This window comes from Streptomyces sp. NPDC001513 (genome assembly GCF_042894695.1).
Taxonomy (GTDB): Bacteria; Actinomycetota; Actinomycetes; order Streptomycetales; family Streptomycetaceae; genus Streptomyces.
Genome location: NZ_JBIAVU010000002.1, coordinates 458,519 through 476,282 on the forward strand (window position 1 = coordinate 458,519; position 17,764 = coordinate 476,282).

The 17,764-nt window shown below is 73.7% G+C and carries 17 protein-coding genes and 1 tRNA gene; 6 read left to right on the forward strand and 12 right to left on the reverse strand.

The annotated features are described in order from the left end of the window. Positions 1-45: 45 nt before the first annotated feature. Both ACFYZ4_RS05670 and ACFYZ4_RS05675 read right to left on the reverse strand, forming a co-directional pair. A complete protein-coding gene (locus ACFYZ4_RS05670; RefSeq protein ID WP_390783153.1) occupies positions 46-1,311 on the reverse strand; it encodes an NAD(P)/FAD-dependent oxidoreductase in 1,266 nt (421 codons plus the stop codon). A gap of 419 nt (positions 1,312-1,730) precedes the next feature. After that, positions 1,731-1,804 (reverse strand) — tRNA-Pro (locus ACFYZ4_RS05675). A gap of 107 nt (positions 1,805-1,911) precedes the next feature. Here ACFYZ4_RS05675 and ACFYZ4_RS05680 point away from each other — a divergent pair. Next, the gene (locus tag ACFYZ4_RS05680) at positions 1,912-2,397 is read left to right on the forward strand and encodes a DUF309 domain-containing protein (RefSeq protein WP_351287314.1); all 486 of its coding nucleotides are present in this window, start codon (positions 1,912-1,914) and stop codon (positions 2,395-2,397) included. Here the strand turns inward: ACFYZ4_RS05680 and ACFYZ4_RS05685 are convergent. The 4 genes from ACFYZ4_RS05685 to ACFYZ4_RS05700 are packed head-to-tail and all read right to left on the reverse strand — an operon-like array spanning position 2,374 to position 5,684. After that, on the reverse strand, positions 2,374-2,769 hold the full coding sequence (locus tag ACFYZ4_RS05685) for a VOC family protein (RefSeq protein ID WP_351287312.1): 396 nt from the start codon (positions 2,767-2,769) through the stop codon (positions 2,374-2,376). The two genes, ACFYZ4_RS05680 and ACFYZ4_RS05685, sit on opposite strands and share 24 nt — an antisense overlap. A 4-nt stretch (positions 2,770-2,773) precedes the next feature. Further along, positions 2,774-3,451, reverse strand: a complete 678-nt coding sequence (locus ACFYZ4_RS05690) for a lactate utilization protein C (protein ID WP_390783154.1) — start codon at positions 3,449-3,451, stop codon at positions 2,774-2,776. Then, on the reverse strand, positions 3,448-4,932 hold the full coding sequence (locus tag ACFYZ4_RS05695; RefSeq protein WP_390783155.1) for a lactate utilization protein B: 1,485 nt from the start codon (positions 4,930-4,932) through the stop codon (positions 3,448-3,450). The genes ACFYZ4_RS05690 and ACFYZ4_RS05695 overlap by 4 nt, the downstream gene beginning before the upstream one ends. Continuing rightward, the gene (locus tag ACFYZ4_RS05700; RefSeq protein ID WP_351287306.1) at positions 4,929-5,684 is read right to left on the reverse strand and encodes a (Fe-S)-binding protein; all 756 of its coding nucleotides are present in this window, start codon (positions 5,682-5,684) and stop codon (positions 4,929-4,931) included. Before ACFYZ4_RS05700 ends, ACFYZ4_RS05695 begins: the two co-directional genes overlap by 4 nt. Before the next feature lie 18 nt (positions 5,685-5,702). On the opposite strand from ACFYZ4_RS05700, the gene cobF reads away from it, so the two are divergent. Next, positions 5,703-6,455: a precorrin-6A synthase (deacetylating) gene (cobF, locus tag ACFYZ4_RS05705; protein ID WP_390783156.1), complete on the forward strand. Its 753-nt coding sequence runs from the start codon at positions 5,703-5,705 to the stop codon at positions 6,453-6,455. Here the strand turns inward: cobF and ACFYZ4_RS05710 are convergent. The 3 genes from ACFYZ4_RS05710 to ACFYZ4_RS05720 all read right to left on the reverse strand — a co-directional run bounded on the left by ACFYZ4_RS05710 (position 6,442) and on the right by ACFYZ4_RS05720 (position 11,170). Next, a complete protein-coding gene (locus ACFYZ4_RS05710) occupies positions 6,442-7,626 on the reverse strand; it encodes an aminotransferase class V-fold PLP-dependent enzyme (RefSeq protein ID WP_390783157.1) in 1,185 nt (394 codons plus the stop codon). The genes cobF and ACFYZ4_RS05710 overlap by 14 nt on opposite strands. A 175-nt stretch (positions 7,627-7,801) precedes the next feature. Beyond that, positions 7,802-9,475: a glycoside hydrolase family 71 protein gene (locus ACFYZ4_RS05715; RefSeq protein WP_390783158.1), complete on the reverse strand. Its 1,674-nt coding sequence runs from the start codon at positions 9,473-9,475 to the stop codon at positions 7,802-7,804. A gap of 276 nt (positions 9,476-9,751) precedes the next feature. Further along, positions 9,752-11,170: a family 2B encapsulin nanocompartment shell protein gene (locus ACFYZ4_RS05720; RefSeq protein ID WP_384344162.1), complete on the reverse strand. Its 1,419-nt coding sequence runs from the start codon at positions 11,168-11,170 to the stop codon at positions 9,752-9,754. A gap of 281 nt (positions 11,171-11,451) precedes the next feature. Between ACFYZ4_RS05720 and ACFYZ4_RS05725 the strand changes: the two genes are divergently transcribed. Continuing rightward, positions 11,452-12,636, forward strand: a complete 1,185-nt coding sequence (locus ACFYZ4_RS05725) for a family 2 encapsulin nanocompartment cargo protein terpene cyclase (RefSeq protein ID WP_390783159.1) — start codon at positions 11,452-11,454, stop codon at positions 12,634-12,636. Positions 12,637-12,681: 45 nt separating this feature from the next. Here ACFYZ4_RS05725 and ACFYZ4_RS05730 read toward each other — a convergent pair whose 3' ends face one another. Continuing rightward, positions 12,682-13,635, reverse strand: coding sequence for a LysR family transcriptional regulator (locus ACFYZ4_RS05730; RefSeq protein ID WP_390783160.1), 954 nt, complete (start codon positions 13,633-13,635; stop codon positions 12,682-12,684). 103 nt (positions 13,636-13,738) lie between these two features. Between ACFYZ4_RS05730 and ACFYZ4_RS05735 the strand changes: the two genes are divergently transcribed. From ACFYZ4_RS05735 to ACFYZ4_RS05745, 3 genes are all read left to right on the forward strand, one after another. Further along, positions 13,739-14,632: an NAD(P)H-binding protein gene (locus ACFYZ4_RS05735; RefSeq protein ID WP_390783161.1), complete on the forward strand. Its 894-nt coding sequence runs from the start codon at positions 13,739-13,741 to the stop codon at positions 14,630-14,632. 29 nt (positions 14,633-14,661) lie between these two features. Continuing rightward, positions 14,662-15,027 carry a darcynin family protein gene (locus tag ACFYZ4_RS05740; protein ID WP_351287291.1) on the forward strand — a complete coding sequence of 122 codons (366 nt, stop codon included), beginning with the start codon at positions 14,662-14,664 and terminating at the stop codon, positions 15,025-15,027. Between the two features lie 94 nt (positions 15,028-15,121). After that, on the forward strand, positions 15,122-15,616 hold the full coding sequence (locus ACFYZ4_RS05745) for an NUDIX domain-containing protein (protein WP_351287290.1): 495 nt from the start codon (positions 15,122-15,124) through the stop codon (positions 15,614-15,616). Here the strand turns inward: ACFYZ4_RS05745 and ACFYZ4_RS05750 are convergent. Together ACFYZ4_RS05750 and ACFYZ4_RS05755 are read right to left on the reverse strand one after the other, a co-directional pair. Then, positions 15,600-16,154 carry a hypothetical protein gene (locus ACFYZ4_RS05750; protein WP_351287288.1) on the reverse strand — a complete coding sequence of 185 codons (555 nt, stop codon included), beginning with the start codon at positions 16,152-16,154 and terminating at the stop codon, positions 15,600-15,602. The genes ACFYZ4_RS05745 and ACFYZ4_RS05750 overlap by 17 nt on opposite strands. A 59-nt stretch (positions 16,155-16,213) precedes the next feature. After that, complete coding sequence (locus tag ACFYZ4_RS05755) at positions 16,214-17,629, reverse strand: hypothetical protein (protein WP_351287286.1); 1,416 nt, start codon at positions 17,627-17,629, stop codon at positions 16,214-16,216. Positions 17,630-17,764 lie beyond the last annotated feature (135 nt).

Consider the following 17,764-nt stretch of genomic DNA (forward strand, 5'->3'; position numbering starts at 1 on the left):
TGACCGGTGACGCCGCGCGGGCGGAACCGGAAGCGGAAGCCGAAGTCACCAGTCCACCCCGATCGATCGGGCCGCCCCGGCTCCCGAGCGGCAGCCGTCCTCGTGGAATCCCCACCCGTGATAGGCACCCGCGTAGGCGGTGACGCGGCCGTTCAGAGTGGGCAACAGGCGCTGCGCCGCCACCGACTCAGCCGTGTAGACCGGGTGTTCATAGGTCATCCGGGCCAGGACGGTGGCCTCGTCGAGCCGGTCACCGGGATTGAGCGTGACGATGTGCGGCTCGTCTCCCGGCAGCCGCTGCAGCCGGTTCATGTCGTAGCTGACCTGTACGGACCCGGGACGGGCCGAGCACGAAGGGAGCCAGTAGTTCCAGGACGCTCGGGCATGCCCGCCCCGAGGAAGGAAGGCGGTGTCACGGTGCAGGACCGTCGGATTGCGGGAGTAGGTGAAGGCGCCGAGGACACGACGCTCCCGCTCCGTGGGGTCGGCCAGAAGGCGCAGCGCCTGGTGAGGGTGTACGGCGATGACGACGGCGGCGTGTTCGGCCGACTCGCCGTCCTCGGTGACGAGGCGTACGTGGTCGGCTCCGCGTACGACCGTGCGCACGGGGGTCGAAGTCCGGACGGAGGCGAGGGCCTTGGCGGCCCGTTCGACGTAGGCCGCGGATCCTCCGGTGACGGTCTTCCACTGCGGGGATCCGGTGACCGACAGCAGTCCGTGATGGTCGAGGAAGCGGAAGAGGTACGCGGCCGGGTACTGGAGGGCGGTCTCCGGTCCGCAGGACCAGACGGCGGCGACCAGGGGGAGGGCGAAGTGGCTGACGAAGTAGGCCGAGAAGCGGTGGTGGCGCAGGAACGCGCCCAGGGTGAGGGCGGTGTCCTCAGCGGCGAGAAGCCGTCTGGCGGCGCGGTGAAATCTGGGGACGTCGGCGAGCATCAGCAGGTAGCGCCCGCGGAGCGGGTTGCCGCCGGCCAGGAGGCCGCGCGGGCCACGGGCGCCGGCGTACTCCAGGCCGCAGCCGTCGCATCGGACCGACATGCTCATCTCGGAGTCCTGCGTCGTCACGCCGAGTTCACGGAAGAGGCGCAGGAGGTTGGGGTAGGTGCGCTCGTTGTGGACGATGAACCCCGTGTCAACACTGACCGTTCCGCCGCCGGTTGTCGGCACGTCATGTGTGTGCGCGTGGCCGCCGAGACGCTCGTCGGCCTCGTAGAGGACCACGTCGTGGGCGCGCGACAGAATGTGCGCGGCCGTGAGTCCGGACACTCCTGCCCCCACCACCGCGATGCTTGACCGGTCCAACCTGTCCACCCCCTGATTGCTGGGAGCCCGGGAAACGCTCTTCCAAGGCCTTGGCTTTCGTGGGTCTATTCGGTGCCGCGCCCGAGCCGGATGGGTGCGGATTCAGGCGCCGGGTCCGCGCGGTCAGCGCGTCCGCTGTCCTGCGGCGGGTGACCGTGCGATGCGTTCAGGCTCCACGGATCGGAGCCGTCGAATCAACTCGCATTGTTTCCGCATCGAAACCGCGGCGGTCGGCGCCGTGGTCAAGGGTGGTGCGTCGGTGGCGGCCGCCGACGCGGGGGAACGGGGTGGCGCGGACCGGTGACCTGCGCGGGTCGGCGGGTCGACTGCGGGTGGCTGGCGGCACAGCCACCCGCCGCACCCCGAAAATGATCAAGGGGCCGTTTCGGATTTCTCCGAAACGGCCCCTGATCTGCGACTCTCACGAGTCGGGACGACAGGATTTGAACCTGCGACCCCTTGACCCCCAGTCAAGTGCGCTACCAAGCTGCGCCACGTCCCGATGTGCCTGCGACCTGGGGTTTCCCCTGCTCGGTGGCACATGCAGAACATTACCCCACGCTGAGGGGTGTGCATGCACGGGTAACCCCCGGAGGGGAGGATGGCAAGGTGAACACACGGGATCGGGACGTTGAAGGGCGGGCGCGCAGTGCGCGGCCCCGGGATGGGCTGGGCCGGCCGTTGCCCTACGGCGAGGCCGGGGTGGAGCGGCAGCCCGAGGGGGTGGTGCGCTCGCCCGGGGAGACCGTGCGGGAGGCGCAGCGGCTGCTGGACGCGGGCATGCCGTTCCACGCGCACGAGGTGTTCGAGGACGCCTGGAAGTCGGGGCCCGCGGGTGACGCCCCGCTCTGGCGGGGGCTCGCGCAGCTGGCGGTCGGGCTGACGCACGCCGCGCGCGGGAACGCGGTCGGCGGGGCGCGGCTGCTGCGGCGCGGCGCCGCCGGGCTCGCGGGGCTGGACGCGGGGCCGTACGGGATCGACGTGCCGGGGCTGGTGCGGTGGGCGCGGGAGCTGGCCGGGCGGGTGGAGGGCGGCGGGCCCGCGGTCGATCCCGTACGGGAAGCGCCGCGGCTAGCCGGCGGCGGGCTGGAGTAGGTCCCAGCGGTTGCCGTACAGGTCCTCGAAGACGGCGACGGAGCCGTACGCCTCGTGGCGCGGCTCCTCCAGGAAGCGGACGCCCTCGGCGGTCATCCGGGCGTGGTCGCGCGCGAAGTCGTCGGTGTAGAGGAAGAAGCCGACGCGGCCGCCGGTCTGGTCGCCGACCCGGGAGCGCTGGGCCTCGTCCTTGGCGCGGGCCAGCAGCAGGGCGGTTTCGGTGGCGCCGGGCGGGCGGACCACGACCCAGCGGGAGCCGTCCGGGCGCGCGGTGTCCTCGGCGAGGTCGAAGCCGAGGGCGCGGGTGTAGAAGTCGATGGCCTCGTCGTAGTCGTTGACGACCAGGGCGGTGAGGGCGATGTGGGAGGGCATGACCCTATTGTGCGCCGAGGAGGACGACCTCCAGGGTGCGGGGGCCGTGGACGCCCTCCACCCGGTCCAGTTCGATGTCGCTGGTCGCCGAGGGGCCGGAGATCCAGGTCAGCGGGCGGGTGGGGTCGAGGCGTGCGAGGGCCTGCGGAACGGAGTCGACCAGCTGGTCGGGGACGCGGACCACGCAGACGTGGTGGTCGGGGATCAGGGTGATGCGGCGCCTGCCCTGGTCCGGGCCGCCGTCCAGGACGATCGTGCCGGTCTCGGCGACGGCCAGGGCGCAGCCGGTCACCACGCTGTCGACGGCGTCCAGTTCGTACGGGGTGGACTCGGCGCGGTCCCGGACGAGGGCCGCGTCGGCGGCCGCGAGCCAGTGCGCGGGCAGGGCCGGCGGGACGAGGACGGTCCGGGCGCCGCGCGCGGCGAGGAGCCGGGCGAGGAGCGCCGGGAGGCCGGCCGCGTCGGTGCGGTGGACCTTCGCGCGGTACTCGGACAGGTGCGCGGCCAGCAGGTCGGCGCTCTCGGCCGGGGTGCGGTCACCGTGCACGTGGAGGTAGTCGCGCGGGATGTCCGCGGTGTCCGCGATGTCCCCGGCGGGTTCCGCCCCGGATGCGCGCCGGGGCGCATCCGGCTCCGGCAGTGCCCGGCGGATGCGGGCCAGGATGCGGTCCTTGCTGCTCACTGCGGGTTCCCCCGTTCTCGGGTCCACCAGTCACGGAAGGATTCGGCGGGTACGGAGGGCAGCGCGCGGCTGTCGGTCCAGGCCCGCCCCGGTCCGGGGAGCCGGCGGGGCGCCAGCCGGCGGGCGCGGGCCAGCAGCCGCTCCCCCGCCCGCAGGGCCCCCGGGTGGTCCAGGAGCAGCCGGGCGGCGCGCATGGCGGCCCGTTCGGCGGTGTGGCCGTGGGCGGGGCGGATCCGTACGCGGATGCCGTCCCGGGTCACGGGGCCGCCCTGGGCCACCCGTTCACGCAGGTGGACGAGGACCTCGGGGATGTCGATGGCGACCGGGCAGACCTCGTAGCAGGCCCCGCACAGGGTGGAGGCGTAGGGCAGCGAGGCGTCGATCTCACTGCCGGTGCCGCGGAGTTGGGGGCTGAGGATGGCGCCGATGGGGCCCGGGTAGACGGATCCGTAGGCGTGGCCGCCGGCGCGTTCGTAGACCGGGCAGACGTTGAGGCAGGCGGAGCAGCGGATGCAGCGCAGGGCCTGCCGGCCGGTCTCGTCGGCGAGGGTGTCGGTGCGGCCGTTGTCGAGGAGGACGAGGTGGAAGGCGGAGGGCCCGTCGCCGTCCGCCCCTTGGGAAGGGCCCAGCCCGGTCCACATCGTCGTGTACGGGTTCATCCGCTCGGCCGTGGAGGAGCGCGGCAGGGTCTGGAGGAAGATCTCCAGGTCCCGGAAGGTCGGGACGACCTTTTCGATGCCCACGACGGAGATCAGGGTTTCGGGCAGGGTCAGGCACATCCGGCCGTTGCCCTCGGACTCGAAGACGACCATCGTGCCCGTCTCGGCGACCATGAAGTTGGCGCCGGAGACGGCGACCTTGGCGCGCAGGAACTTCTCGCGCAGGTGCAGCCGCGCCGCCTCGGCGAGTTCCCGCGGGTCGTCGCCGAGCGGTTCGGGCGCCGGACGGCCCCAACGGCCCATCTCGGCGCGGAAGATGTCGCGGATCTCGGCCCGGTTGCGGTGGATGGCCGGGACCAGGATGTGGGAGGGGCGGTCGTGGCCGAGCTGCACGATGAGTTCGGCGAGGTCGGTCTCGTACGCGGCGATCCCGGCGGCCTCCAGGGCCTCGTTGAGCCCGATCTCCTGGGTGGCCATCGACTTGACCTTGACCACCTCCCGCTCCCCGGTGGCCCGGACGAGGTTCGTGACGATCCGGTTGGCCTCGTCCGCGTCGGCGGCCCAGTGGACGGTGCCGCCGGCGGCCGTCACCGCCGCCTCCAACTGCAGCAGGTAGCGTTCGAGATGGCGCAGCGTGTGGTCCTTGACGGCCTTGCCCGCGGCGCGCAGCCGGTCCCAGTCGGCCAGTTCGGCGACGGCCCGGGCCCTCTTGTCGCGGATGGTGTGGGTGGCGTGCCGGAGGTTCGCGCGCAGCACCTCGTCCCGTACGGCCTCGCGGGCCGCGCCGGGGAAGGACGGCATGCCGAGGTGGGTTCCGGTCACGACAGCGGTTCCTCCTCGGTCGCGGCCAGGATCTCCGCGAGGTGCACGGCCCGCAGCGGGGCGTCCGCGCGGCGCAGCAGCCCGTCGAGGTGGGCGAGGCAGGAGTTGTCGGCCCCGCACAGCACCCGGGCGCCGGTGGCCGCCGCGGCCGCGATCTTGTCGGTGCCCATCGCAGTGGACACGTCCGGGTTCTTGACGGCGAAGGTGCCGCCGAATCCGCAGCACTCCTCGGCGCCCGGCAGCTCGACCAGTTCCAGTCCCCTGACGGCGGCCAGCAGCCGGCGCGGCCGGTCCCCGAGGCCAAGAGCGCGCAAACCGTGACAAGAGGGGTGATAGGTGACGGTGTGCGGGAAGTACGCGCCCACGTCGGTCACCCCGAGCACGTCGACCAGGAACTCGGTCAGCTCGTACACCCGCGGCGCCAGGGAGCGCGCCGCCTCCGACAGCGCGGTGCCGCGGCCCTCCGCCGCCGCCTTCCGGCCGATGCGCGGGTAGTGCTCGCGGATCATCGCGGCGCAGGAGCCGGAGGGGGTGACCACGTACGGGTAGCCGGCGAAGGCCTCCGCGGTACGCCGGACGAGTGGTTCGGTCTCGTGCCGGTAGCCGGTGTTGTACTGCGGCTGCCCGCAGCAGCTCTGGCCCGCCGGGAAGTCCACGTCGACGCCGAGGCGCTCCAGCAGACGTACGACGGCGACGCCGGTCCGCGGGTACAGCGCGTCGTTGACGCAGGTGACGAACAGGGCGACGCGCATGACGGGCAGAATAGCCGGGTGAAGAAGTTCTCAGTGATCGGCATAGGCGCGGGCGAGCCGGACCATCTGACCCTCCAGGCGGTCAGGGCGATCGGCGCGGCGGACGCATTCCTCATTCTGGAGAAGGGCGAGGAGAAGGCGGATCTGACCGGGCTGCGGCGCGCGATGCTCGACGCGCACGCCCGGCCCGGCCACCGGCTGGTCGAGGGCCGCGACCCGGACCGGAACCGGACCCCCGCCGACTACACGCCGACGGTGGACGGCTGGCGCAGCGCACGCGCCGAGATCTTCGAGCGGTTCATCGCGGAGGACCTCGCGGACGGCGAGACGGGGGCGTTCCTGGTGTGGGGCGATCCCTCCCTGTACGACTCCACGCTCGCGATCCTCGACGAGGTGCTGGAGCACGGCCGGGTCGCCTTCGAGCACGAGGTCGTGCCGGGCATCAGCAGCATCTCCGCGCTGCTGGCGCGGCACCGGACCAACCTGAACCGGGTCGGCCGCCCCGTCCAGATCACCACCGGGCGCCGGCTCGCCGAGGGCTGGCCGGAGGACGTGGACGACGTGGTGGTGATGCTGGACGCGCGGCACGCGTTCACCGCCCACCTGGACCAGGACCTCTACATCTACTGGGGCGCCTACGTCGGCACCCCGGACGAGATCCTGGTCTCGGGGAAGCTGGCGGAGGTCGCCGGGCGCATCGAGGAGCTGCGCACCGAGGCCCGCGCCCGCAAGGGCTGGATCATGGACACGTACCTGCTCAGGCGCGGCTGACGGCCCGGGCGAGGTACTCGGGCAGGGCGGCGGCGAGCCGGGCGTACTCCCCGGGCCGGTTGTAGATCTGCCCGCAGACGCGGATGCCGCCGCCGCCCGGCCAGGGCCAGATCAGCACGCGGACGCGCAGCCGTGCCGCGAGCTCCTCGCGCAGGGCGCGGGCGCGGTCCGGGGTCTCGGCGACGCCGGGCGGCAGCCGCAGGGTGCGCATGGCGAGGCCGTCGGTGTGCGGGAGGGGCGTGAGCCCGGGGAGTTCGGCGAGCAGCGCCGCGCCGTGGGCGGCGAGGGCGCTGTTGTGGGCCCGGACCTTGGCCGCGTCGAGGCGTTCGATCAGGTCCAGTCCGTCGGGGGCGGCGAGCCAGCCGGTGTAGTCGGCGGTGGCACGGTTCTCGACGGAGCGCGGGAAGCCGTGGTGGTCCTCCCAGGACGGTACGAGCGCGCGGACGCGGGGGCGGTGCTGCGGGGCGACGGCGAGGATCGCGGTGCCGGAGGGCGCGTAGCCCCACTTGTGGAGGTTGCCGAACCAGAAGTCCGCGCCGCCGGCGAGGGGGTCGGCGAGCATGCCGGGGGCGTGCGCCCCGTCGACGACGGTGGTGACCCCGCGTTCCCGCAGGTCGGCGAGGAGCCGGGGGGAGGCGATGATCCGGGCGGTGGGCGAGCTGACGTGGTCGAGCACGGCCACCCGCGTACGGGGCGTCAGCGCGGCCAGCACGGTCTCGCGTACGGCGTCCTCGTCGGGCAGGTGCGGATCGAGGGCGACGGTGGTGACCGGGGCGCGGCGGGCGGCGGCCGCGACGACGGTGCCGTAGCCGTGGTCGGTCACCAGGATCTCGTCGCCGTCGGCGAGCGGGACGGCGTCGAGGGCGAGATTGGCGCCTTCGGTGGCGTTCGAGACGAAGGCGAGCCCGTCGGGGTCGGCGGCCAGGTGCGCGGCGATCCGGGCGCGGGCCGCGGCGAGGCGGTCCGGGACGGAGAGGAAGAAGGCGTCGGGATCGGCGTGGGCCTCGGCGCGGAGCGCGGCCTGGGTCTCCTGGACGGGGACGGGGACGGCTCCGAAGGAGCCGTGGTTCAGGTGGGCGACGCGGGGGTCGAGGCGGAACAGGGCGGGCCCGCCGGGGAACCCTGCGGGTGGCTCGGCGGGGGATGGGGCTGAGCGTGTCGGCTCGGGCATGCGACCTCCGGGGTGCGGCGCGGGTGTCGCCCGGATCATCTCCCGGAGGCCGGGCTCCGTCCAGGTACCTGGGGCTCCGCCCCAAACCCCGCTCCTCAAACGCCGGAGGGGCTGAAATACAGCCCCGTCGGCGTTTGAGGCGCTGGAGGTTCGGGGGCGGAGCCCCCGGAACGGGCTACGGTTCGCGGCCGCTCGTGGCCGCGTAGTACTGGAGGTCCTGGACCTCCACCGTGGGGTCCGCCCGGTACGGGAGGTCGACCTTGGCCGTGGACTTGCCGTCGCGGACGGTCTGCGCCGAGCTGGTGCCCGCCTTCAGCGGCAGCAGCCGCGAGTGGATCCCGGCGGGGGCCTCGTGGCTGCCCTTCACGGAGCCGACGGTCGTACGGACGACGGCGGGCCCCGAGAGGAAGCTGAGCACCTCCACCGTGTCCCGGGGCGGGGCGCTCCCCTTGCGCAGCGACATCAGCAGCGACTGGTCGCCCGTCGGGTCGGCGTTCGCGAACTGGGTGCGCGCGGTGAGGTACAGGGTGTCCCGGACGATCTTCGGCCAGCTGCCCGTCTTGAACCGGGTGAGGTAGTACGAGCTCAGGTCCAGGTAGGCGTACCCGTTGTGCAGCGAGGGTGCGAACTGGCTGCCCTCCGAGTAGTCGTTCCAGGTGGTGAGCTGCACCCAGTCCGCGCCGTCCTCGATGGCGTGCGTCCAGGTGGAGCGGAGGGTCGCGGTGTTGCCGGCCTCGTCGTAGATGCCCTGGTTGGGGCGGGCGTCCTGGACGGACACGGGCTGCATCCAGATCTTGCCCATGCCGTGGGCCCGCTGCACGTCGCGCGTGGAGCTCTCCTGGCCGACGTAGCTGCGGCTGCCCCATTCGGAGAACCCGTGGCTGATCGGGGCGAACTCGCCGCTGTGGGCGCCGAAGTCGAGGAAGAGCGGGACGAAGGCGGTACGGATGCCGTGTTCGGACTTGAGGGCGGCGATCACCTCGGTCCACCAGGCCACGCCCTTCGCCTCCGCCTTGAAGGGGGAGACGACGAGCCGGCCGTCGGGGAGCCGGTGCGCGGCGGGGGCGTCGGCGAGCGTGGCGATGGCCTTCGCGAGCTCGCGGGGATCGTCGGTCTTCAGCGAGGTCATGTCCGGCATCAGCATGATCTTGAAGGCCGGGTCCACCGAACGGGCCGCGGCCATCAGCAGGTTGGAGCGGTCCCAGTTCTTGCCGGAGAGGGAGAGCAGGTCGAGGGTGAAACCGTCGATGCCCGCCGCGCGGGCCGTGCGCACCTCCTGCTGGAGGTTGGCGTACTCCCAGTCGCCGCTCTTGGGCGCCACGGGCAGCGGCCGGTCGCGCAGCAGGCCGCCGTACTTGCCGTGCTTCCCGCTCTCGCCGTCGGGGTCGAGGTAGTTGCGGGTGTAGTAGTCGTTGTCCGCGCTCGCGTTGTCGAGGGAGAGCGGGTACGGGGTGAAGTAGTGGGCGAACACCAGCTTCTTGCCCGCTTCGCCGGAGCGCAGGGCGGCCGGCTGGGGCATGTCGAAGGGCAGGGCGCCGGTGGGGCGTTCGGCCCCGGTGTCCACGGCGCCCTGGGGGTTGCCCTTGGCCGCCGCGCCCTTGGTGGGCGCCGGGGTCCCGGCCGGTGACGGGGTGGCCGGGCCGGTGGCGCCGGCCGTGGCGCCGCCGGCGGGCCCGATGGCCTCGGGTACGTCGTCGGGCGGGAGCGAACCGCCTTGTACGGACGTCCCGGCGAAGGGGTCCCAGGCGATGCCGGTGGCCGCGCAGACGCCGACCAGGAAGAAGGCGGACAGCAGCAGGGCGAGCAGCGGTCTTCGGCCGCGGAAGGCCGGCCGACGGCGGTGCGACACGGGCCGGGGCACGCCGGACTCGCCGGGGACACCGGCCGCGCCGGACGCGCGGGTCGGGCGCCGCCGCCCGCGAGCCCTCCCGTGCCCCGTCCCGTGCTCCGTTCGCCGGTCCGCTGTCATGCTGGTCCCTCCCGCGCATATGCCCCGATCGGGGGCTGCACAGCAGTAGAGCCCATTACCGGCGTGCGGACAACCGTTCCCAGGTGCCCGGGCCCGGGCACCTACGTCACCCGGACCACCGGAACTACGCCGCCGCGCCGATGCGGAGCGGCCGGGTCAGTCGGAGCGGGGGGCGGCGATGTCGGCGTTCTCCAGGATCCCGATGGCGTCCGGCACCAGGATCGCCACCGAGTGGTAGGAGCTGACCAGGTAGGACATGACCGACTTCTGGTCGATGCCCATGCAGCGGACGTTGAGGCCCGGTTCGATCTGCTCGGGGATCGCGGCCGGACGCAGGCCGATGACCCCTCCGTTGTCCTCCCCCGTGCGCAGGGCCAGGATCGAGCTGGTGTGGCCGCCCACGACCGGGATCTTCCCGCAGGGCAGCAGCGGGACCCCGCGCCAGGCGGGCACCTGTTTGCCGTGGACCTCCACGGTGTCGAGGGCGAGGCCGCGCTTGTTGCACTCGCGGAGGAAGGCGGCGACGGCCTTGGGGTGCGCGAGGAGGAAGGCGGTCCCCCGGCGCATGCTGAGCAGGTCGTCCATGTCGTCGGGGGTGGGCGGGCCGGACCAGGTGCTGATGCGCTGTCCGTAGTCGGCGTTGTGGAGGAGGCCGAACTCCCGGTTGTTGAGCAGTTCGGACTCCTCGCGTTCGCGCAGCGCCTGCACGGTCAGGCGCAGTTGCTGCTCGAACTGGTTCATCGGCTCGTTGTAGAGGTCGGCTACCCGGGTGTGGATCCGCAGCACGGTCTGGGCGAGGCTCAGCCCGTACTCGCGCGGCTGCAGCTCGTAGTCCGCGAAGGTGGCGGGCAGCAGGGCCTCACCTGCGTGGCCGGAGGCGAGCTCGATGTCGGCCTCGCCGCGCCGGTTGACGGGCCGCCTGCCGTTCTCGACGTACTGCTCCAGGTGGGTCCGCAGGCTGTCCGCGCGGCCCAGTACCTCCTGGAAGGCGCTCCACCGCAGCACCATGACGGTGCCCGCGGTGGCGGCCCGGACGGAGTACGCCCAGCGCGGGTCGGCCTGGCCGAGGGCGTCGTCGCCGAGCTGGTCCCCGTCGGCGACCACGCCGAGGAGTTCGCTGCCGCCGTACTTGCCCGACGCCCGCTTCTCGACGCGGCCGTGGGCGATGACGAACACCTCGGCGACGGGGGCGCCCGCGTCGACGAGGACGTCTCCGGCGCGCAGGTCGCGGGTGACGAAGCGCCGGGCCAGCTCCTCCAGTACGGCGGAGTCGGCGTAGCCCTTGAGGACGGGCAGCTCGGTGAGGGTGGGGGCGAGGATGCGTACGTCGTCCGCGCCGGCCTGGACGAAGGCGACCCGGCCGCGCCCGACGGCGTGGGTCAGCCGGCGGTTGACGCGGTAGGTGCCGGCGCCCAGGTCCACCCAGGGCAGCATGCGCAGCAGCCAGCGCGAGCTGATGCCCTGCATCTGGGGGACGGACTTGGTGGTCGTCGCGAGATTGCGGGCCGCGGCGGTGCTCAGGCTCAGCTGCCGTTCGTCTGCGGGGTCCAGGAGTGGCTGCGCCTCTGCGGTCATGCGGGGTTCCTCCCTGCGTCGGTCCACGCGGAGCGTGCTGCACGCTCACCGTGGGGCGCGGGGCGCCGGGCGCGGTAGCGGCCCCGGCCCGGGGGCTGTTGAAAATCCCCGGCGGTTGAAGGCCTGCACGCCTGTGCGAACTCCCGGGCGCCGGGCGTGCGTACAGGCGTGCAGGTTTTCAACGCCGCCGGATCTTCAACGGGCGCAGGGGGCGCCGGACCTACCGGGGCCTGGGGCCGCCCCCGCTCCATGGGTGGGTGTGCCGACCCGCAGGAGGAGCCATGACAGGAGGAGCCATGGACCGCGCCCCCGCTCACGCCCCGGGCCGACCCGGCGCCGCGCCCGCCGATCCGGCGGAGGTCCTGAGCCGGCTGCTCGGCGGCCGGAGCGGGCTCGGGGCCGCTCCCCCGCGCGCCCTTCCCGGCCGTACGGGTACGCGGACGCGTACGGGAACTCGTACGGGCGACACTCGGACCGAGGGGACCCGTACCGGCTCGGGGATCGTCATCCCCCCGCTGTACTGCCCCGACGCCGTGCGGGACGACCCGGCGCTGGCCGACGTGGTGAACGAGGAACTCGTCCGGTGGGCCGACGACATCGGGATCTACGCCGGGCGCCTCGACATGCTGCGCGCGTGCCGGTTCGGCCGGCTGATGATGCTCGCGCACCCGGACTGCGACGACCCCGACCGGCTGCTCGCGGCAGCCCGGTGCGCACTCTCCGAGTGGGCCGTCGACGACCACTGGGCCGACGACGGGGAGGACGCCGACCCGCGGCTGATCGGCCTGCGCACGGCGCTCGCGCACGCCGTGGTCGACCCGGTGCGGCTGCCGCCGTGCTACGAGAGGCAGTTCGAGGACCAGGTGGCCGCCGAGCCCGTGCTGCGCGCCTTCCGCTCCGCACTGGACCACCTCGCCGAGTTCGCCTCGCCCACCCAGGTGACGCGGCTGCGCTACCAGTTGGCGGTGATGTTCGTCGGGTACAACCACGAGGCCGAGTGGCGGACGTCCGCCCGCCGGCCGCCGGTCTGGGAGTACCTGCTGCACCGGTACGAGAACGGCTTCTTCCCCTGCATGGTCCTCACCGATCCGGTCGGCGGGTACGAGGTCCCCGCGCACGAGTTCGCGGACGCCCGGGTGCGGCGCACGTACATGTACGCGGGGGTCGCCACCTGCCTGCTCAACGACCTGTACTCGATGGCCCGGGAGGATCCGGGCGACACCGGCCTCCCCCGCCTGATCGCGGCCGAGGAGCACTGCTCGCTCCAGGAGGCGGTGAACCGGACGGCCGCGGTCCACGACGAGGTGATGCACGCCGTCGAGGCGGAGTCGGCCGCGCTGGCCGCCCTCGGCTCGCCCGCGCTGGGCCGTTTCCTGGAGGGGATCTGGAACTGGATGGGCGGGGCGAAGGAGTGGCACGCGACGAGCCCCCGCTACCACGGCCCCGCGAGCGGCGGGACGGCGTAGCAGCCCCCTGGGTCCCGGCGCCTCGGTCCCGGCACCCCGGTCGGATCACGCGGTGGGGCTCCCGGGTGCGCGGAGGGTCCGGCGGACGGCGTTGCGCAGCCAGTGGTGGGCCCGGTCGGCGGCGTGGCGGGGGTGCCAGGCCATGCCGACGGTCAGGGGCGGCATCGCCAGGGGGATCTCCAGGAGGTGCAGTCCGAGGGCGATCGCGTCCTCGGTGAGGGGTGAGGGGGCGGCTCCGGGGAGTGCGGCGGGGACGAGGCAGACGATGTCGCTGCGCGCGGCGAGGGCCATGGCGGCCAGGTGGCCGGGGAGGACGATGGCGACCCGCCGGTGGAGGTCCAGCTCGGCCAAGGCGGTGTCGAGGGGGCCGGTGAACCGGCCGCGGCGGCTGACCACGACGTGGTGGGCGGCGGCGAACCGGGCCGGGGTCAGCGGTCCTTCGGTCAGTGGATGGCCGGGCCGGACGGCCGCCATCATGCGGAGGCTGACCAGTTCCTCGACCCTGGTCTCGGGGTCCACGTGGTCGATGGACCCGACCTCCAGGTCGATCCGGCCGTCGCGCAGGGCCGGGCCGGCCTCCAACTCCTCGGCCCGGAGCCGGAACGAGACCCCCGGCGCCTCCTGCTCGGCCAGCCGCAGCAGTCCGGGCGCCAGGGCCGCGCCGACCAGGTCGGCGGTCTGGAGGGTGAAGGTGCTGCGCAGGGTGGCGGGGTCGACGCCGGTGTCGGGGCTGAGCAGGGCGCCGAGGCGCTGCACCACGGCTGCGGCTTCCTCGCGCAGGGCCTGGGCGCGCGGGGTGGGGACCATGGTCTGCCCGGCGCGGACCAGCAGCGGATCCTGCAGGGTGCGGCGCAGGCGGGCGAGCGTGCGGCTCATGGCGGCGGGCGAGGTGTGCAGGCGGGCGGCGGCCCGGGTGACGCTGTGCTCGGCCAGCAGGGCGTCCAGGGCGAGGGCGAGATTGGCGTCGAGGACCGGCTCTGGGCTGTTCACCAGCATCATTCCATTTCCGTCAATGATTCCGTGCCGAAGTTCCCATTGTGGCAACACCGCGGCCGTTCGCAGGATGGGGATGTACCGAACCGGCACGACCTGCGAGGTTTTCATGATCGTCATTACCGCTCCCACCGGGAACATCGGCCGTCCGCTGCTCTCCCGGCTCCTGGAGTCCGCCCCCGCCGCGGGCGAGGAACTGCGCGTGATCGTGCGCGACCCCGCCCGGCTGCCGGACGCGGCGCGCGGGCGCGTCGAGGTGGTCACCGGTTCGCACGGGGACGCCGAGGTCCTCGACCGGGCCTTCGCGGGTGCGGACGCCGTCTTCTGGCTGGTCCCCCCGGACGCCTCCCTGGCCCCGTACGACGGCTTCAGCGGTTTCACCCACCCCGCCGTGAAGGCGCTCGCCGCCCACGGCGTCGGCCATGTCGTCGGGGTCTCGGCGCTCGGTCGCGGCACCCCGCTCGCCGACCGCGCCGGTCTCGTGACCGCCTCCCTCGCCGTGGACGACCTCATCGCCGGCAGCGGCGTCGCCTACCGGGCCCTGGCCAACCCGTCCTTCTTCGAGAACCTCCTGGAGGAGTCCGACTCGATCCGCGACCAGGGCGTCTTCACCGACGTCGTCGACGCCGACCGCAAGGCCCCCCTGGTCGCCACCGCCGACATCGCGGCCGTCGCCGCCGGCCTGCTGCTGGACCGCTCGTGGACCGGCATCGGCGACGTCCCGGTCCTCGGGCCGGAGGACCTGTCCCCCAACGACCTGGCCCGCATCATGACCGCGCAGCTCGGCCGCCCCGTCCGCTACGAACGCCGGCCGCTCGACGAGCTGTTCACCACCCTCGTCGGCTACGGCCTGAACGAGGCGTTCGTCCAGGGCATCGTCGACATGAAGCGGGCCAAGGACGAGGGCCTGGACGCCGGCGTCGCCCGCACCCCGGACACCGCTTCCCCCACCGGATTCGCGCAGTGGTGCGCCCGGACCCTCAAGCCCGCCGTCCTCGCCTGACCACCATCTGCCGCTTTGGAGGCGCCCCGATGCCCACGGAGACAACCGAACCGCCGGTCACGGCGTTCATGCTCGTCAAGACCACGCCCGAATGGCTCGCCCTGACCGTCCGGGAGCGTGTGGAGGCCTTCACCACCCGGGTCCTGCCCGTGATCGAGGCCAGGACCAGCGGCGTCCGGTCACGTTTCTACGACACGGAGTTCTACTCCGCGCGCGTCACCGACGTCTGGGTGTGGGAAGCCGAGGACCACCACGCCTACCAGCTCCTCATCGACGCCCTGCGCGAAACCCCGTTCTGGGACCGCTACTTCGAGGTCGTCGACCTCCTCGTCGGCACCGAGAACGGCTACGCCCGCACCTACGGCCTCACCCCCGTGGCCACCATCACCACCTGACACGCACCGCCCACCCCGCGGGCGACCGGCCCGATGCCCTCCGCCCACGACCGGCCGGAGGGCGTCGGACCGGGATCCTGACATGGTGGGCGTCATGAGTGAGCCGGTGGAACGTGTGGACGAGCAGGACCGGATACTGGGGATCGTCGACCGGAGCGAGGCCATCCGCAGGAAGTGGCTGCACCGGGTGGCGGCCATCGTGTGCCGCGACCCGGCGGGCCGGATCCTGGTGCACCGGCGGCCGGAGAACGTCTCGCGGTTCCCGGGCCGGTACAACTGGCTGCTCGGCGGCGCGGTGCACGCGGGCGAGACCTACGAAGTGGCCGCCGCGCGGGAACTGACGGAAGAGCTCGGCGTCCGCGCTCCGGTGCGGCTCGCCTTCACGTTCCGCTGCGACGGGGCGATCGGCCCGTACTGGCTCGGCGTGCACGAAGCCGTCATCGACGAGAGCGTGGCACCGGATCCGTCGGAGATCGCCTGGCACGAGTGGCTGTCCGAATCCGCTCTCCGGGAGGCTCTGCGGCAGTGGCCGTTCGTCCCCGACTGCCGGGAAGCCTTCACGAAGTACGCGCTCAGATCTTTCCGCTGACCACCCGGATCCGGTGGCCCAGCTCCCGGCCGAGGGCCGCGGTGAAGCGCGGGCGCAGGGGCGGCCAGTCGTCGAACTGGAAGCCGAGGTGGCCGAAGGCGAAGTAATCGTCGGTCCAGTTCCAGTCGGCGAGCGGAGCGCGGCGGGCGCAGGCCGGGCAGTCGAGTTCGGCGGCTCCCGTGGTGTACCAGGCGTCGAGGGCCTCGTGGGGCCAGTCGGGGGCGGCACTTCGGCAGTGGGGGCAGAGCGCGGCAGGGTCGGCGCCCTGGCCCGCGTAGAAGACCGTACGGCCCACGACGACGCACACCTCGTCGCCGGGCTCCTCCTCCAGCCCCTGGATCCGGGCGCGCCAGTCCCAGTGGACCAGGTCGACGGCCTCCCGCCAGCGTGGACCGGCCAGGTACACCACCTCGCCCCGCCACGGCACCGGGCGGATGAACCCCTCCGCCTCCAGCCACCGCTTGCCGTGCTCGCCTCGGGCGGCCGCCTCCTCCGGCGAGGCGTCCAGGTCCACCACGGTCTGCCGATAGGTCCCCACGGGCCCCTCCCCCTTCGCTCGGTGCGGTCGAGACCCGACCCTACTGAGCCGGAGCGTGATCAGCCGAGCCCGCGGACCCGGGCCAGCAGCGCCCGCGCGGTGCGGTTGCCGCCGACGGTCTGGAGGCGGCCGCGCAGCCGGCCCACGGCGTCGTCCACCCGCGCCGAGTCCAGCTGGGGCACCGCGTCCAGCATCTCGTGCCAGGTGGCGCAGGCCCGTTCCAGATGGCCCTGGTTCAGGTGGAGTTCGGCGAGCCGCGCCAGGGTGATGGCCCGTGCGCGGCGCTCGCCGGGGGGCCGGTGCCGCAGGGAGGTGCCGAGCGCGGCGATCGCACCGCGCGCGTCCCCGAGGGCCGCCAGCGCCTCGGCCTGCTGGTGGGCGAGCGCCGCGTGATGGTAGTCGCCGATGGCGGCCCGCTGCCCGGCCGAGCGCTCCAGCAGCCGTTCCGCCTCGGCCAGCCGGGCCACCGCCGCCCGCCGGTCGCCGCAGCCGGCCTCGGCGACCGCCAACTGCCCGGTGACGAAGGCGGCCTGCAGGGTGGGCAGCCGCCCGGCCTCCCGGGCCGCCGCCTCCGCCAGCTCCCAGGCCTGCTTGCGGTGGCCCAGGTGGTGGGCCTGGACGCTCATGGCCCGCAGGACGGGCGCCCAGCACTGCGGGTCCCCCGCCTCCTGGCCGAGCCGTAGCCCCGCCCGGTAGTAGGCCTGGGCCACGCCCTGCTGGTTGCCGTCGAAGCACAGGAAACCGGCGGTGTACGCGAGCCGCGCGGCGCAGCCCAGCAGCCGGTGCCGTACCGCGGGCGCGGCGTCGGCGCGCAGCCAGGGCGCCACGGTGGTGGCGAGGTAGCGGGTCAGGGCGGGGCGGGCCAGGCCGCTGCCGAACATCATGTCGGCGTTGCGGAAGACCGGCAGGACGGCCTCGGCGGCCTCCACGTGGTGCGGCCCGATCCGTCCGGCCGGCCGGGCGCGCGCCCCGGGCGGTTCCGGTGGCGGCCAGCCGGGGGGCCGCCAGGCGGAGGAGTAGACCGGGATCTCGCCCAGCAGGGCCACCGCTTCGAGGCCGACGCCGCCCCCGGCAGCCGGGGCGCCCTCGCGGACCCCGGCGGCCACGGCCGAGAGGTCCGCCGCGAGATCCGCCGACAGGCCCGGCGCGAGGTCCGGCGCGAGGACGTCCGCGCCGTACGGGCCGGGGCGGCTGTGCTCGCGCGTCCGGGCGGCGCCGGCCGGCCGCGCGAGTCCGGTGTCGGCCGGGCTGACGCGCCGTCCGGTGCGCCGGCTGAGTGCCTCGGCGGCGAGGGCGACGACGTGCGCGGGAGGCCGGGTGCCGGCCAGCCAGTGGGAGATGGAGGTGCGGTCGTAACGCAGGGTGAGGCCGGCCTCGGCGGCGACGCCGTTGACGGCGCGTGCGAAGTCCTGCCCGCTCCAGCGCGCGTCGGTGAGGAGGGTGCGGAGTCGTCCGTTGGGTTCACGCTTGGCCATCAGAACCGCCCAGCTCGTACACGTGTCCATCCATTCAACGCGGTCGGACATTCAACACGGCGGGGCCGGGACGGATGTACCGGGTGAAGCCGTCCTGCCCCTAACTAGACGTGTGCGCCGGGTGGCACACGGTCA

What these genes read in the sequence shown, in the direction of transcription:
- ACFYZ4_RS05685 (WP_351287312.1), bottom strand. Translation starts at nt 2,769, where the DNA reads ATGCCCTCCCACATCGCCCTCACCGCCCTGGTCGTCAACGACTACGAC.
- ACFYZ4_RS05700 (WP_351287306.1), bottom strand. Translation starts at nt 5,684, where the DNA reads ATGCGCGTCGCCCTGTTCGTCACCTGCGTCAACGACGCGCTGTACCCG.
- ACFYZ4_RS05710 (WP_390783157.1), bottom strand. Translation starts at nt 7,626, where the DNA reads ATGCCCGAGCCGACACGCTCAGCCCCATCCCCCGCCGAGCCACCCGCA.
- ACFYZ4_RS05720 (WP_384344162.1), bottom strand. Translation starts at nt 11,170, where the DNA reads ATGACCGCAGAGGCGCAGCCACTCCTGGACCCCGCAGACGAACGGCAG.
- ACFYZ4_RS05725 (WP_390783159.1), top strand. Translation starts at nt 11,452, where the DNA reads ATGACAGGAGGAGCCATGGACCGCGCCCCCGCTCACGCCCCGGGCCGA.
- ACFYZ4_RS05730 (WP_390783160.1), bottom strand. Translation starts at nt 13,635, where the DNA reads ATGATGCTGGTGAACAGCCCAGAGCCGGTCCTCGACGCCAATCTCGCC.
- ACFYZ4_RS05735 (WP_390783161.1), top strand. Translation starts at nt 13,739, where the DNA reads ATGATCGTCATTACCGCTCCCACCGGGAACATCGGCCGTCCGCTGCTC.
- ACFYZ4_RS05740 (WP_351287291.1), top strand. Translation starts at nt 14,662, where the DNA reads ATGCCCACGGAGACAACCGAACCGCCGGTCACGGCGTTCATGCTCGTC.
- ACFYZ4_RS05745 (WP_351287290.1), top strand. Translation starts at nt 15,122, where the DNA reads ATGAGTGAGCCGGTGGAACGTGTGGACGAGCAGGACCGGATACTGGGG.
- ACFYZ4_RS05755 (WP_351287286.1), bottom strand. Translation starts at nt 17,629, where the DNA reads ATGGCCAAGCGTGAACCCAACGGACGACTCCGCACCCTCCTCACCGAC.